Source organism: Stenotrophomonas sp. YJH_SMC_65 (assembly GCF_059369475.1).
Window position 1 is genome coordinate 142,571 of the sequence record NZ_JCAFSR010000004.1, and the last position, 14,671, is coordinate 157,241.

At 68.1% G+C, this 14,671-nt stretch carries 12 protein-coding genes; 3 read left to right on the forward strand and 9 right to left on the reverse strand.

Annotated elements, in window-relative coordinates; translation table 11 throughout:
* Positions 1-47: 47 nt before the first annotated feature.
* From hemC to mdoH, 5 genes are all read right to left on the reverse strand, one after another.
* Positions 48-959, reverse strand: a complete 912-nt coding sequence (gene hemC, locus AC5P7A_RS08745; protein ID WP_014648510.1) for a hydroxymethylbilane synthase — start codon at positions 957-959, stop codon at positions 48-50.
* 666 nt (positions 960-1,625) lie between these two features.
* Positions 1,626-2,357: a LytR/AlgR family response regulator transcription factor gene (locus AC5P7A_RS08750; protein WP_014648511.1), complete on the reverse strand. Its 732-nt coding sequence runs from the start codon at positions 2,355-2,357 to the stop codon at positions 1,626-1,628.
* A gap of 10 nt (positions 2,358-2,367) precedes the next feature.
* On the reverse strand, positions 2,368-3,411 hold the full coding sequence (locus AC5P7A_RS08755) for a sensor histidine kinase (protein WP_262094111.1): 1,044 nt from the start codon (positions 3,409-3,411) through the stop codon (positions 2,368-2,370).
* 3 nt (positions 3,412-3,414) lie between these two features.
* Positions 3,415-4,074, reverse strand: a complete 660-nt coding sequence (locus tag AC5P7A_RS08760) for an alpha/beta hydrolase (RefSeq protein WP_014648513.1) — start codon at positions 4,072-4,074, stop codon at positions 3,415-3,417.
* A 50-nt stretch (positions 4,075-4,124) separates the two neighbouring features.
* Complete coding sequence (mdoH, locus tag AC5P7A_RS08765) at positions 4,125-6,050, reverse strand: glucans biosynthesis glucosyltransferase MdoH (RefSeq protein WP_041863849.1); 1,926 nt, start codon at positions 6,048-6,050, stop codon at positions 4,125-4,127.
* A 497-nt stretch (positions 6,051-6,547) separates the two neighbouring features.
* Between mdoH and AC5P7A_RS08770 the strand changes: the two genes are divergently transcribed.
* The gene (locus tag AC5P7A_RS08770; protein ID WP_495220042.1) at positions 6,548-8,593 is read left to right on the forward strand and encodes a TonB-dependent receptor domain-containing protein; all 2,046 of its coding nucleotides are present in this window, start codon (positions 6,548-6,550) and stop codon (positions 8,591-8,593) included.
* Between the two features lie 60 nt (positions 8,594-8,653).
* Here the strand turns inward: AC5P7A_RS08770 and AC5P7A_RS08775 are convergent, their stop codons facing one another.
* Positions 8,654-8,824, reverse strand: a complete 171-nt coding sequence (locus tag AC5P7A_RS08775) for a hypothetical protein (protein ID WP_005419553.1) — start codon at positions 8,822-8,824, stop codon at positions 8,654-8,656.
* A gap of 217 nt (positions 8,825-9,041) precedes the next feature.
* On the opposite strand from AC5P7A_RS08775, the gene AC5P7A_RS08780 reads away from it, so the two are divergent.
* The gene (locus AC5P7A_RS08780; protein WP_014648516.1) at positions 9,042-9,428 is read left to right on the forward strand and encodes a DUF2628 domain-containing protein; all 387 of its coding nucleotides are present in this window, start codon (positions 9,042-9,044) and stop codon (positions 9,426-9,428) included.
* 78 nt (positions 9,429-9,506) lie between these two features.
* On the opposite strand, the gene AC5P7A_RS08785 is transcribed toward AC5P7A_RS08780, so the two are convergent.
* From AC5P7A_RS08785 to AC5P7A_RS08795, 3 genes are all read right to left on the reverse strand, one after another.
* On the reverse strand, positions 9,507-12,038 hold the full coding sequence (locus AC5P7A_RS08785) for a methyl-accepting chemotaxis protein (RefSeq protein ID WP_111206671.1): 2,532 nt from the start codon (positions 12,036-12,038) through the stop codon (positions 9,507-9,509).
* Between the two features lie 211 nt (positions 12,039-12,249).
* Positions 12,250-13,143, reverse strand: coding sequence for an NAD-dependent epimerase/dehydratase family protein (locus tag AC5P7A_RS08790; protein WP_014648518.1), 894 nt, complete (start codon positions 13,141-13,143; stop codon positions 12,250-12,252).
* Positions 13,144-13,241: 98 nt separating this feature from the next.
* The gene (locus AC5P7A_RS08795; protein WP_049439338.1) at positions 13,242-14,153 is read right to left on the reverse strand and encodes a S41 family peptidase; all 912 of its coding nucleotides are present in this window, start codon (positions 14,151-14,153) and stop codon (positions 13,242-13,244) included.
* A 49-nt stretch (positions 14,154-14,202) separates the two neighbouring features.
* Between AC5P7A_RS08795 and AC5P7A_RS08800 the strand changes: the two genes are divergently transcribed.
* The gene (locus AC5P7A_RS08800) at positions 14,203-14,667 is read left to right on the forward strand and encodes a MarR family winged helix-turn-helix transcriptional regulator (RefSeq protein ID WP_014648520.1); all 465 of its coding nucleotides are present in this window, start codon (positions 14,203-14,205) and stop codon (positions 14,665-14,667) included.
* Positions 14,668-14,671: the final 4 nt, after the last annotated feature.

The window sequence follows — 14,671 nt, forward strand, 5'->3', positions numbered from 1 at the left end:
TGGTGGCACGCGGTTGCCGGCCAGCGGCCGGCACTACCGGCGGTAGCTCAGACGTTCAGCAGTTCGCCGGCACCGGCTTCCAGCAGCATCTTCGCCACGCGCTGGCCCAGCGCCTCCGGATCCCGGGCCGGGCCCACCGCCTCGGCGCGCACCGCACGACCATCGCTGGCACTGCCGACCAGGCCCTGCAGGTGCAGGTCGTCGCCCTGCCACTGCGCGATGGCCGCCACCGGCACGTGGCAGCTGCCATGCAGCGCGCGGTTCATCGCCCGCTCGGCTTCCACGCAGGCGCGCGTAGCGGCGTCATCAAGCGTGGCGAACAGCGCCATCAGGCGCGTATTGCCACCGTCGCACTCCACCGCCACCGCGCCCTGCGCCGGTGCCGGCAGCCACTGCGGCGGCTGCAGGCGCGCGACGATGCGCCCGCCCAGGCCCAGGCGCTCCAGGCCGGCCACGGCCAGCACGATGGCGTCGTAACCACCATTGTCGAGCTTGGCCAGGCGGGTGTTGACGTTGCCGCGCAGGTCCAGCAATTCCAGATCCGGGCGCAGCGCGCGCAGCTGGGCCTGGCGGCGCAGCGATGAGGTGCCGACCCGCGCACCGATCGGCAGCGCGTCCAGCGAGGCGTACAGGTTGGAGACGAAACCATCGGCTGGATCGTGGCGGGTCAGCATCGCCGGCAGCGCGAAGGGTTCGTCCAGTTCCATCGGCACATCCTTCAGCGAGTGCACGGCGCAGTCGGCCTCACCGCGCAGCATGGCCAGCTCCAGCTCCTTCAGGAACAGGCCCTTGCCACCGATGGCGGCCAGCGAGCGGTCGAGCACCTCGTCACCGCGGGTGCTCATCGGCACCAGTTCCACATGCAGCCCGGGATGGGCCTGGCGCAGGCGGTTGGCGACGTGTTCGCTTTGCCAGAGGGCGAGCGGGCTCTTGCGGGTGGCGATGCGGACGGTTTCCATCCGGTCATTATCGCGCCTTCGGCGCGGATACGGCCAACGGCGGAGCCCCTCGTGGCTGGTGCTATCAAAGCAGAAGCCGTGCTTGGCCGGGGCGGTGGGGTCATGCGGGGACGCCGTGAACCCATCCCTGGGGGCTTGGCCGCGGCTTGCTCGTGTGCGCTGTCCTGCGCACACGGCAAGACCGGGGTTGGGCGTCCTGCCCAACCCGCCCGAGGCATGCCTCGGGCCCATGCCGCGGACACCCCGCATGACCCCACCGCCCCGGCCCCTGACAGTTTCCGTGTGCGCCAGCCACGGAAGATCAAAAAAAAGAGTGCAGAAGCAAAGGCAACAGCCGACGGCTTCCGGGGTCACGGCTTCCGGGGTCAGATCCCTTTTCCGCAGGAAAAGGGATCTGACCCCTCTTCCCCCACCCGATAACAACAATGCCTTTGCCGTCCGACGCGGGAAAAACGAGAGGGTTGAGCCGGGGTGGGGTGGCGGGACCGTTGGCGCCATGGATGGCGCCATCGAGCCCCCAGGGATGGGTCTACGGCTTGTCCCGCCACCCCACCCCGGCCCGACCCAGCACGTAAGAACAACGAGCCGGCCAACCTGCTGTTGATCTTGATGTTGATGTTGATGTTGATCTGTAAGCAGTCGCGGCCGCAGGCCGCGCGGGACCACTCACAGATGCCGCAGTTCCTGCTTCAGCGTCGCCACACAGCGGCGGCTGACTTCCAGCGGCTGCCTGCCATGCCGCAGCACCGCCTGCACCTGCCCGCCGGAGCCGCGGCGCAGCTCCACCAGCTCGTGCCGCGCCACCAGGCAGTTGCGATGGATACGGATGAAACGGCTGGCGAACTCTTCCTCCAGCGACTTCAGCGATTCCTCGATCAGGTCCTCGCCGCGCGCGTGGTGCACCACCACGTACTTCTCTTCGGCCTGCAGGTAGTGGATGTCGTCCAGCGGAATCAGCCGCAGGCTGCCGCGCAGGCGTGCGCACAGTACGCTGCGTGCCTGCTGCCCGCTGTGCGCCTGCGGCTGGCCATCGCGACCGGCCAGGAACGTGCGTGCCCGTGCAATCGCCGCTGCCAGGCGTTCGGCGCGCACCGGCTTCATCAGGTAATCGATGGCTGCCGCTTCGAAGGCCGACAGCGCATGCGCATCGTAGGCAGTGCAGAACACCACCGCCGGCCGCGGTTCGAAGCTGGCCAGGTGGCGGGCTGCTTCCAGGCCGTCCAGCCCAGGCATTGCGATGTCCAGCAGGACCAGGTCCGGCTGCAGCTCCGCGCACGCGTGCAGGGCCTGCTCGCCGTTGCCGGCCTCGGCCACCACGTCCACGCCGTCCTGTGCGGCCAACAGGCTGCGCAGGCGCTCACGCGCCAGTGGTTCGTCATCGGCGATGACTACCCTCACGATCGTCCCCTCACTGGATCGGCACTGTCACCTGGCAGGCATAGTAGCCCTCGCTCCAGCCAGCCGTCATCCGCGCGGCACTGCCAAAGCGCCAGGCCAGCCGATGGCCGATGCTGTGCTGGGCATGGCCAGCCCCCCGCGCCAGGGCCAGCCCGGGCGCCTGCGGATCAGGCGCGGGATTGCGCACGCGGATCTGCAGATCGTTGCCCTCGCGCAGCAGCTGCAGCTCGATGGTGCCGCCCTCGGGCAGGCGCGAAATGCCATGCAGGACGGCGTTTTCCACCAGCGGCTGCAGTACCAGCCTTGGCAATGGCAGGTCCCACGGCAGCGGCTCGTCACGCTGCCAGCGCACCTGCAGGCGTTCGCCCAGGCGCAGCGATTCGATCGACAGGTAGCGCTCGGCCAGTTCGCATTCGTCGCGCAGGGTGGAATCGCCCTCACCTGCACCGAGCGCAGCACGGAACAGATCGGACAGGTCGAGCACGGCACGCTCGGCCACCGCCGGGTCCCGATGCAGCAGGCTGGCGATGAGGTTCATGCTGTTGAACAGGAAATGCGGGCGGATGCGCGCCTGCAGCGCATCGGCCTGCGCGCGCGCATTGGCCTGCACCTGGGCCGCCCAGCGGTCGCTGACATAGAAGTAGCGCAGCGCCAGCGCGCTGATCAGCGCGGTGGTGGCGGCGCTGCCGAGGGTGAAGCGCCAGAAGCTGATGCCGTTGGCGAAACTGTCACCCAGCACCGCGTACAGCGCGTGCACGATGCCGGCGCAGACCACCGCGATCAGGGCCGCCAGTGCGATGGCAGCGACCGCCCCCATCACCTGCGGCAGCCTGGACAGCGCCTGCCGCAGCAGGCACAGGCTGGCGGTCACGGCCAGCGCCAGCCACAAGGCGAAGCCGCTGGCTGACAGCAGCTCGCCAACGGTCCAGTGGCGGCTGCCATCCGGGGCCAGGGCCAGCACCACCACCACCAGCTCGGCCAGGCCCAGCATCGCCGCCAGCCGCGGCAGGCGGCACAGTTCCGGCATCCACGGCGATGGGCTGGCCGGGGGCATGGCTCAGGCCGCGCCCAGCCGTTCCTGCAGCCAGTCACCCAGTGCCTGGATTTCCTCGGCACAGACCTGGTGGGCCATCGGGTAGCTGTGCCACGCCACGTCCAGGCCCAGCGTACGCAGCGCCTGTGCGCTGTGGGCCGCCACGGCCTGCGGAATCACCGGGTCGCCACTGCCATGGGCCATGAACACCGGCACCTGCACCGCGCCTTCAACGCGCGTGGCACTGTCGGCCTCGGGCAGATAGGTGGACAGGGCGATCAGGCCGGCCAGCGGCGCGGTACGCGACAGTGCAGCAGTCAGGATGATCGCACCACCCTGCGAGAAGCCGGCCAGGAAGATCTTCTCCGCCGCGACGCCACGCTCGATCTCGCGCGCGATCAGCGCGTCCAGCTGCACCACCGATTCCTGCACGCCGGCCATGTCGGCACGCGACCGGAAGTCCATGCCGACGATGTCGTACCAGCCGCGCATGGGCACGCCGTTGTTGATCGTGATCGGCCGCACCGGTGCGTGCGGGAACACGAAGCGCAGCGCCGGCCAGTGCGGCCGCACCAGCTCCGGCACGATCGGCGCGAAATCATGGCCATCGGCGCCGAGGCCGTGCAGCCAGATCACCGACCACTGCGGCGAGGCGCCGGTTTCCTGTTCCACCGTTTGCAGCATGATGCGGCTCCTTCAAGTTCGAGCCGCATTATGCCGCTGGCGTGGGGCAATCAGTACAGCGGCGGTTGCTCGGCCGCTTCGCGCCGCAGCTGCGCGGCGCGGACCAGTACCGGTGGCGGGATGTTCTCTTCGGGAATGTCCAGCAGGCCCAGGCGATGCAGGAAGGCGCCCGGACCACGCGAGGAGGTCAGCGCCACCACCGGAATGGCCAACACCATGCCGATCACCACCGGCGCCATCCACGCCGCCAGCGACGGCGACACGGCCCAGGCCAGCACGCCCATGAAGGCGCCGAACACACCCAGGCCACCGTAGCCGCGGATCAGTGCCAACCACGAGATGCCGCCGTCGTCACGCTGCTGCGCATCCCAGCCGGAATCGCGGCCGGACAACACTTCGGCCACGCCCCGCGACTGCACGTACATCACCACCGGCGCCATCAGCGCGGCCAGCACGGTTTCCACCAGCATCGACACGAAGGCACGGATCGCACCGCCGCAGCCGCGGCGGTCGACCGGGTCCAGCAGCATCGCCAGGTAACCGAGCACCTTGGGCAGCAGCAGTACCGCCATGGTGGCGGCGAACAGGCGCACCACCTGCTCTTCGTCCTGTGCGCGCCAGTACACGCTGGGCGACAGGTGCAGCAGGGCATTGAAGTCGATGCCCTCCTGGAACAGCGGGATGGCGATGCCGATCAGCATCAGCATTGCCCACATCGGTGCGGTGAAATAGTGGCCGATGCCGATCAGCATGTGCGTGCGGCTGATCCAGTGCAGGCCGCGGCTGCCCACGACCTTGCCGTGCTGCAGGTTGCCCTGGCACCAGCGGCGGTCGCGAACCAGCAGATCGGTCAGCGTCGGCGGGCCCTCTTCATAGCTGCCACCGAGGTAGGGCACCATGTGCGCGGCCCAGCCGCCACGACGCATCAACGCTGCTTCGACGAAGTCATGGCTGAGCACGTGGCCGCCGAACGGCTTGCGCCCCGGCAGCGCCGGCAGGCCGGCGTGGTCGGCGAAGGCGCGGGTACGGATGATGGCGTTGTGGCCCCAGTAGTTGCTCTCGGCGCCATGCCACCAGGCCACGCCACGAGCGATCACCGGCCCGTACACGCGGCCACCGAACTGCTGCATGCGTGCGAACAGGGTGCGGCCGCCGATCACCGACGGCAGGGTCTGGATCAGGCCGACGTCGGCGTTGTGCTCCATGCCGGCCACCAGGCGCACGATGCTGTCGCCGGTCATCAGGCTGTCGGCGTCGAGGATCAGCATCTGCGGGTAGGCACCGCCGAAGCGACGGACCCAGTCGGCGATGTTGCCGGCCTTGCGCCCGCTGTTGTCACCACGGCGGCGGTAGAACAGGCGGATCTGCCCGTCCGGCACCCGCTCGCGCAGCTCGCCGAACACCCGCTCCTCGGCAGCGGCGATGTCCTCGCGACGGGTATCGCTGAGCACGAAGAAATCGAATCGGCCGAGCTGGCCGGTGGCCGCCACCGACTCGTAGATCGCCTGCAGGCCCGCCAGCAGGCGGCGCGGGTCTTCGTTGTAGGTCGGCATCAGCAGCGCGGTGCGGCTGTGCACGGTCGGCAGCGGCTTGTCCGGGTCGATGCCGAGGCGATAGCCACGGTCGAACACGGCGGTCAGGAAGCCGGCCAGGGCGCTGGCGAAAGACAGCGCGATCCAGGCAAACAGGCCAACGAACAGCACCAGCAGGCAGGCTTCGAGCACGCTGATGCCATTGGCCGACAGCACCCGCCACATCATCCGCGTGGCCACGGCGGTCATGCCGAGCGTGCCACCGAAGATGTACAGCCGGCGCAGGCCGATCAGGCGCGGCGACGTGCGATGCCGCCGGACCTTCAGTGCACCTTCGCGCAGGGTCTGTTCGGGCATCTGCAACGGCGATTCAGCGGGCAGCAGCGCCCAGCCGGCGTCGAGCCGGGGCGTTTCTGCTTCCGCATGGATGGTCTGCACCCCCATCGCCGCCTACTCCGCGCCGTCGGCACGGCCGGCCATCCCGGCCGGGCTGCATGCACCAAGGTTCCCGGCGCGCTTTCCCGGCGCCCGCACTTGTCCAGACTGTGTCGGCTTCAGGCCGCACAGTCGATGTCTGTCACTACCGGAACCCACACGATCTCCAACGGGGCGGAATCGAAAATGCGGCCCAGTCTAGGGCGCTGAATGTAAGCCGGGTGCGAAGGCCTACGCCGGGATTTATCCCCATTCAGCAAATAGCAGGCGATCACGTCGGGGGATGGCCAGATGTCATTGCATCGCCCCGGGTACTGGATCGTATCAAACGCGAACGGTTATCATTTCATTAACCAGGCAGGTCACCGTCTTCCCGCACGGCCGCGACCCACCCAGCTGCGCCGGTCCGCACCGCGCGCACCGACGACCCACGGAAGGGTGGCTGCCTGCTGTCTGCCTGCGCCTGCTGCTTCCACCGGGTCACCCCACCTCCCATGGAAGCCGCCATGTCCCCATCGTCCCGTTCCCGTTCCGCGCGCCTGCCGCGCACCCGCCTGGCCCCTGCCCTGGCCTCCGCCTGCCTGCTGGCCCTGCCAGGCCTGGCCGCTGCAGAGGCCGGCGCCGATGCCTCCACCAAAGATCTGGATACCGTGGTGGTCACCGCCTCGGGCAGCCAGCAATGGATCAAGGATGCCCCGGCCAGCATCAGCGTGATCAGCCGTGAGGACATCGAGCGCCAGCCGGTTCCCGACCTGGCCACCCTGCTCAGCCGCGTGCCGGGCGTGACCGGCGGCCTCAGCGCCGTCGGCGAACAGTCCAAGATCAAGCTGCGCGGCATGCCGTCCAACTACACGCTGGTGCTGGTGGACGGCAAGCGCATGGGCAGCTCGGCCGCGACCAACTACCGCCCCGACCTCGGCCGCCAGGACCTGAACTGGATCTCGCCCGACCAGATCGAACGCATCGAAGTGGTGCGTGGGCCGATGTCCTCGCTGTACGGCTCCGACGCCATGGGCGGGGTGATCAACATCATCACCCGGCGCATCGGCGACGAATGGAACGGCAGCGCCACCCACAGCTACACCCGTCCCGGTGATGGCAAGCGCGGCGATACCCAGCAGATCGGCGCGACCTTCTCCGGCCCGCTGGGCGAACGCTTCGGCCTGCGCATCGGTGCCAACAGCATGCGCCGTGATTCGGACCAGTCCAACCACGGTGTCTACGGCAATGCCTACGCCGGCGAGAAGGACCGCACTGTCGATGCGCTGCTGCAGTGGAAGCTGAGCGACGCACAGGAACTGTCGCTGGAAGCCGGCCATGGCGTGCAGCAGGCCTTCATCGATGCGTCGCTGGAAAAGCAGGACGAAGGCGCCTGGGGAGCCAGTGAGCTCAAGCGCAGCTCGCTGGCGCTCAACCACGATGGCACGTGGAGCTTCGGCACCTCCAGGCTCAGCGCGTACTGGACCGAATACAAGAACGACATCGGCGCCACCGGCCGCTCAGAGGCCACCGACACGATCATCGAAGGCAGCCTGACCACGCCGTTCACCCTGGGCGTTAAACACCAGTTTGCCGTGGGTGGGCAGTGGAAGCGCCAGGAACTGACCAACACCGATACCATCGGCCGCGCGCCGATCGACTACGCCGGCAACGCCGTCAGCGGCTCCAGCCTGGAAGTGGATACCTGGGCGCTGTTTGTCGAAGACGAACTGAAGCTGCACCGCACCCTGGCCCTGACCGTGGGCGCGCGCCTGGACCACCATGAGAAGTTCGGCGGCCACGTCAGCCCGCGTGCGTACCTGGTCTGGCATCCGGCCGAACAGTGGACCATCCGCGGTGGCGTCTCCAAGGGGTTCCGTGCGCCCAGCCTGACCGAGAATTCGGCCACCGCTGCCACCCAGTCCGGCGGCCGTGGCTGCACCTCGCTGATCCCGCTGGGGTATACCCGCGGCGGGTGCTACATGGCCGGCAACCCGGACCTGGATCCGGAAACCAGCACCAACCGCGAGATCGGCATCAGCTTCGACAATGACCTGATCGATGTTGGCGTGACCTACTTCCACACCGACTTCCGGAACAAGATCGAATACGCACCGCTGGGCCGCTTCAACGGCATCTGGTGGACGCGCATGAGCAACGTGCAGCGCGCGCGCACCAGCGGCATGGAAGGCAACTTCAACGTCCGCTTCGGCGAGCAGTGGCGCTGGCGCACCTCGGCGACCTGGATGAAGGAAGCCAGGAACCTGACCACCGGCCGCAACCTGATCGATACGCCGGAATTCTCCGGCTACTCGTCGCTGGACTGGTCGCCGAATACGGTGTTCTCCGGCAGCCTGTCGGCGCAGTACACCGGCAGGCAGACCGGCACCGCCACGACCTTCCTCAAGGCCTACACCCTGTATGACCTGACCGTGGCATGGAACGTCAACGAGGTGCTGACCCTGCGCGGTGGCGTCAGCAACCTGGCCGACAAGAAGCTGTATGCGGAAGGCTCCACCGACTACTTCGTCGCCGGGCGCAGCTACTTCCTCAGCATGACCGCGCGCTTCTGACCGGCGGCACGCGCCGTGATCGCGCTGGCGACATGCCAGCGCGATCGACGGTATTGCGGGTTACTCGCTTTCCAGCGCGGCCGGTGCCGCGTCCCGCGTGGCGGCCGTGCGCGCACGGTCCATCGCCACCGCCAGTTGCTGGCGTGCGAGCAGTTGTTGTGCCTGCACCACTTCAGGTGTCGGCAGGAGCACCGGTCCCGGTGCGTTTTCCGGTGTAGCAGGTGTGGTCATGCAACCTCCATGGACATCCCGCCGCCGCACGGGTCCAACCGGGGCGGCAGCGGAACTGCGCACCCTATCCTAAAAACAAGGCGGGCGGGTGACGGTGCGGCACCCGGCCGCAGCACGTGGAACACGGCACGCGTCACATTTTTGACGGCAGCCCTTGGATCCTGAATAGGACTTGCCTTATCATGAAAACGTTTTCTCACAGGGATGTTTCCCCCAAATGAATACCACTGACCTGTCCCAGTTCAGCCCGAAGTGGCAGTTCCGCTTCAACTTCTTCCGCCAGCATGGCGCGCCCAAGAATCCCGGTTTCAAGCAGGCCTGGAAGGCGCTGTCGTTCGGTGACCGCCTGAAGATCAACCTGAACTTCTTCGCGTTGTTCTTCGGTGCGATCTACCTGTTGATCCTGGGCATGTGGCGCAAGGCGCTGGTGGTCATCGGCATCAACATCGCGCTGGCCATCGTCAGCATGTTCCTTCCCGACGTCGTCGGGCGCATGCTGTTCATCGCGATGAATCTGCTGGTCGCCTCCAGCACCAACTACAGCTACTACCTGGAGAAGGTGGAAGGTCGCGCCAGCTGGAACCCGTTTGAAGGAATGTTCTAAGCCATCAGACCGGCGCAGGGATGCGCGGCAAGGACGCAACCGACGCCCGGCCCCCGCCGGGCGTCTTCATTTGCGCGATCAGGCCGCGCGGCGTGCCACGGCCGCCGGCTCGGCCTGCAGGCGGAAGCGCGACACCGCCACCGCCAGCTGCTCGGCCTGCTCCTCCATCGCGCGCGCGGCGGCACTGGCTTCCTCCACCAGCGCGGCGTTCTGCTGGGTGGTTTCGTCCATCTGCACCACAGTCTGGTTGACCTGCTCGATGCCGGCCGATTGTTCGCGCGACGCGGCCGAGATCTCGGCCATGATCTCGTTGACCCGACCGACCTGACCGACGATGTCCTGCATGGTGCGCCCCGCGCCGTGCACCAGCTGCGCACCGGCACCGACCTGGGCCACCGAGGCGTCGATCAGCTCCTTGATCTCCTTCGCAGCACCCGCCGAACGCTGCGCCAACGCGCGCACTTCACTGGCAACCACGGCGAAGCCACGGCCCTGCTCACCGGCGCGCGCCGCTTCCACTGCTGCGTTCAACGCCAGGATGTTGGTCTGGAACGCAATCCCATCGATCACCGAGATGATCTCGGCGATGCGCTGCGAAGACGCCTCGATCTGCTCCATGGTGTGCACCACCTGGCTGACCACCTGGCCGCCTTCGCTGGCCACGCCCGCCGCGGAACCGGCCAGCGCGTTGGCCTGCAGCGCGTGGTCGGCGTTCTGGCGCACGGTGGAGGTCAGTTCTTCCATCGACGCGGCGGTTTCTTCCAGGTTGGCAGCCTGCTGTTCGGTACGGCGCGACAGGTCGCTGTTGCCGGCAGCGATCTCACCGGCGGCCAGGCGGATGCTGGCTGCCGACTGCTGGATCTGGCCGACGATCTGGGTCAGGTGCTGCACGGTGCTGTTGGCATCGTCGCGCATCACCGCAAACACCCCATGGAAGTCACCCTGCATGCGGGTACTGAGGTCACCGCCGGCGATCGCGCGCAGCAGCGTCGACAGTGCGGCCAGGTTGTGGTCGCTGACTTCCATCATGGTGTTGAGGGTCTCCACCATGCGGCGGAAATCGTGGTCGAAGCGCAGTGCATCACCGCGCACGGCGAAGTCACCGGCGGCGGCCGCAGCGGCAAGCTGCTGGATCTGCTCGTTGATCGCGGCCAGGTTGCGCTTGGTGGTCGCCATCGCAGCGGTGAACACCGCCTTCTCGCCCGGCAGTGCTTCCATGTCCACGCTTAGGTCGCCGACGGCATAGCGCTGCATCACTTCAACCAGGCGCTGGGTGACCGCGTTGCTGGAGGCCACCAGCTGGTTGCTGTCGGCCACCATGCGGCCGTACTCGCCCGGGAACGCCGCGGCATCCATACGGTAGCTGAGTTCACCGGCATCGTGGCGGCGCGCCATTTCGGCCTGCGCAGCCATCACCGCCTGCAGCTGGCCGCGCATGCCCTGCATCGCGTCCAGCAGGCGCCCCACTTCGTCGTTGCTGCGCGCCGGCAGGGTGCTGTCCAGCTTGCCGGCGGCGACGTCACCGGCCACGCGCACCGCTTCGGCCAGCGGGCGGATCGCCAGGCGGCGCAGCAGTATGTAGACACCGGCGCTGAGGGTCAGCGCGGCGATCACGCCGACCAGCAGGGTCAGCCACAGCAGCTGGCGCGCTTCGGCCACGATCACCGCATGCGGCATCACCACGCCCAGCGCGAAGCGCTGCGGGGCATCGCCCACGCGCAGCGGCACATACACGCGCACGTTGCCGGCCGCATCGGGGCTGAAGGCCTCGAAGGGGCGGTCGGCGGCGATCTCGGCCAGCATGCTGCGGGTCAGTGCGTCGTTGCGAGGCTTGCCGATTTCGGCGGCATTGGCCGAGGCCAGCACCACGCCCTTCGGCGACAGCAGTTCGACGCGGCCGGCCCCCATCGGCTTCAGCGTGGCCAGGTGCTTCTGCAACGCTGCCAGCGAGAAGTCGACGGTGAAGACACCGAGGAACCTGTCGTTCTCGATGATCGGCGTGCTCAGCGTACTCATCAGCACCTGCTGCCCGGCGATGTCATAGGCATACGGTTCGCTCACTTTCGGCAGCTTGTCGCGGCTGGGCACCATGTACCAGTCACCGGAACCGCTGGCGGTCTCGGTGTAATCGGTCATCACCGACTGCTGCGGCTTGCCCTCCTGCCAGGCCCAGTAGCTCATGTAGCGGCCGGTGGCATCGTGCGCCTCGGTGTTGACGAACTCGGCATCCTTGCCGTCGAAGGCATCGGCCTCCCACATGGTGCTCTTGCCCAGCCATTCGGGATGGGCGCGCAGCTGCTCGCCCAGCACCGCCGCCAGGCTGGCGCGGTCGGGCACGTCACCACGGGCGCGCTGGGCCAGCACGCTTTCAACCATGGCATCGTTGCTGGCAAAGGCGGTGCCCAGATCGGCCGCCACCTGGCGCGCCTCAGCGGTCGCCTCGCTGGTCATGGTCTGGCGCGAGGCGCTGATAAGGCTGGCGCTGGCCTGTCGGTAGATCAGGAACGCGGTCAGGCCGAAGCACAGCAGCGCGATCGCGGCGGTGCCCAGCATCAGCTTGTGGGCGATGCTGCCCGGGCGGCGGGCAGCGGCGGAACGGGAAGAAGGCATGGGAGGGTCCGCAAGGCAGTTCAGGACGACCGGCACCACGAAGGCACCGCGCAGGCGCGCGATCCGTCGCGCAGGCCACCGGCCGCCGGGCGGGCCCGGCGCTGGAAGCGCACCGGGTTAGCGGCCGCCCGCCAACGAGGTTGAGGCGACCGGCCTGCACATTCCTGAATCTGCTCAGGGTCGGGTCAGCCACCCGTTCGTCGCGATGGCCTCACTCGGCCACGCGGTCCTTGATCCACTGCGCGCGCGGCAGTACCTCGATGCTGCCGACGGCATACTGCTGCAGCACGTCGTCCGGCCCGAAGCACGGTTGCCAGCCCAGCTCACTGCGCAGGCGGGCACTGTCGTAGACACGGTCGATGCTCAATGGCAGCGGCCAGCCACGGCGTTCGAACTCGGCCAGCAGCTGCGGCGCGCGACGGGCCAGCACGCTGCGCGGGTGGGTGGCCAGTTCCAGGCAGTCCTCGCGCCGGAACGGCGTCGGTGCGCAGGCGAGATAGCGGGCGAATCGGGCGCCTTCGTCGAGCAGCAGTGCAGCGTGTGCGCTGGCCACATCGCGGGCGTCGATGCCGCGATGCAGGCGGAACATCGCCATGCGCTCGGGCGGTTCCGGGAAGCACCGGCCCATGCGCAGCACGCGAACGCTGAAGCCCGGCGTGGCGGCAGCTTCAGCCAGGGTCTCGGCCTGCAGCTTGGTGCGATGGTAGATCGTGCGCGGCAGTGGCTCGGTGTCTTCGTCGATCCAACGGCAGCCACCGGCTACCACGGCATGGCCGTACAGCGCGGTGGTGCTGGTCAGCACGAAACGCCGTGCGCCGGCTTCGCGTGCGGCCTGCAGCAGGTGCGCGGTTGCCTCCACGTTGATCTGCTGGAATACCGCGTCCGGCACCAGGCCGACATGCGGAGCATGCAGGGCCGCGGTATGGATGACCGCGTCCACGCCCTGCACCGCACGCGTGACCGCCTGGCGATCGGTGACATCGGCAATGATGCGCGTGGTGGCGAACGGGCTGCGGTCCAGCCCCACCACTTCGTGGGCGGCCGCCAACGCACCGAAGATCGCGCGCCCGATGCGCCCGGAACTGCCGGTCAACAGAATCTTCATTGAGTCCATTCACTCGAAGCGCCCGGGAACTACCGGGATGCTTCGATTCTAGGCATGCATTCGCGCATCTGCGATAGGACAGCCATGCAATCGTGCGTTCATCTTGACGACTTCGCAGGCGCCAGCAGTTGCCGCGCGATGAACAGCGGATCGTCGCCGCCGGCCACATCAGGCCTCACGCCGGTGCCTTCCCAGTTGCCGCCGGTGCGCAGATTGATCGGTTGCCGGTCGGGAATGCTGATCTGATAGCCATCGGGCAGCAGCACAGGATCACCAAACATATGCGCGGCACCGCCACTGCGCGTGCCGACAATGCGCGCGCGGCCCAGGGCCTGCAGCGAATAGGCGACGAACTCGGCCGCCGAACCGGTACGCCGGTCGATCAGCACCACCAGCGGCTTCAGGTACACAGGCAGGCTGGCAGGCGGCAGCGGTACCGGCGTGCGCCGGCCACGCTGGTCCAGCTGCTGCACCGCGCCGATCTTCGCGTCCAGCAGCGTGCGCACCAGCAGGTCGGCACTTGCATCGTCGCCTCCCCCGTTCTGGCGCAGATCCAGCACCAGGCCATCGGTGTCGGCCAGCAGCGTGAAGGCCGCAGCGAACTTCGGCCGCGCCAGATCCAGCGGGTAAAAAGTACTCAACCGCAGGTAGCCAATGTTGCCTTCCAGCACCCGCACCTCGCGCACACCGGCACCATTGCTGCGGGCATCGGCACGCCAGGCCATCAACCAGTCGTCCTGGCCGGCAGCTGCGTCCACGCGCTCAACGTGGAAGTGGCCATCGAACATGTCCAGGTCCTGGTTCAGGCGTGCGCTGAACGCAGCAGGATCCGAACAGCTGTCCGCATACCGCTGCTGCGCCGACCAGCTGCGCAGGGCATCGGCGATGCGGGCGGCCTCCGCCTCGTCCAGGTACTGCGCCTGCACGGCGCTGGCGGCCGCCTGCAGCACCGCATCCTGCGCCGGGCAGGCCGTCGCCAGCAGCGCGCCGAGCATCCAGGAGACCGCCATCATCCACCCCGCATTGAGGATATATAAGCGCTTATATATCATCCCGCTCATGGATCTCCAACACGCCACGCTGGGTACCCTGCTGCGCGCACTGCTGGACCAGCTGGACCCGGCCGTCGAGCAGGCCTACCGGCACCTGCAACTGGACTACCGGCCGCGCTACACGCCGGTGCTGCGCACGCTGATGGCGCAGGGCCCCTGCCGGATCAAGGACCTCGCGCTGGCCTGCGGGCTCAGCCATTCGGCGCTCAGCCAGACCGTGGCGGCGATGGTGCGCGATGGTTGGCTGCACACTGCCAATGGTGACGACGGGCGCGAACGCATCCTGCAGTTGAGCCCGCGCGCGCAGCGCGCGATGCCTGTGCTGCAGGCGCAATGGCAGGCCACCGCAGTGGCGGCACGCAGCCTCGATGCCGATCTGGGGCAGTCGTTGGAGCAGGTGCTGCGCAAAGCACTGGTGGCGCTCGAACAACGGCCCTTCGCACAGCGCCTGCAGGACGCCCGCCGGCGCTGAGGCG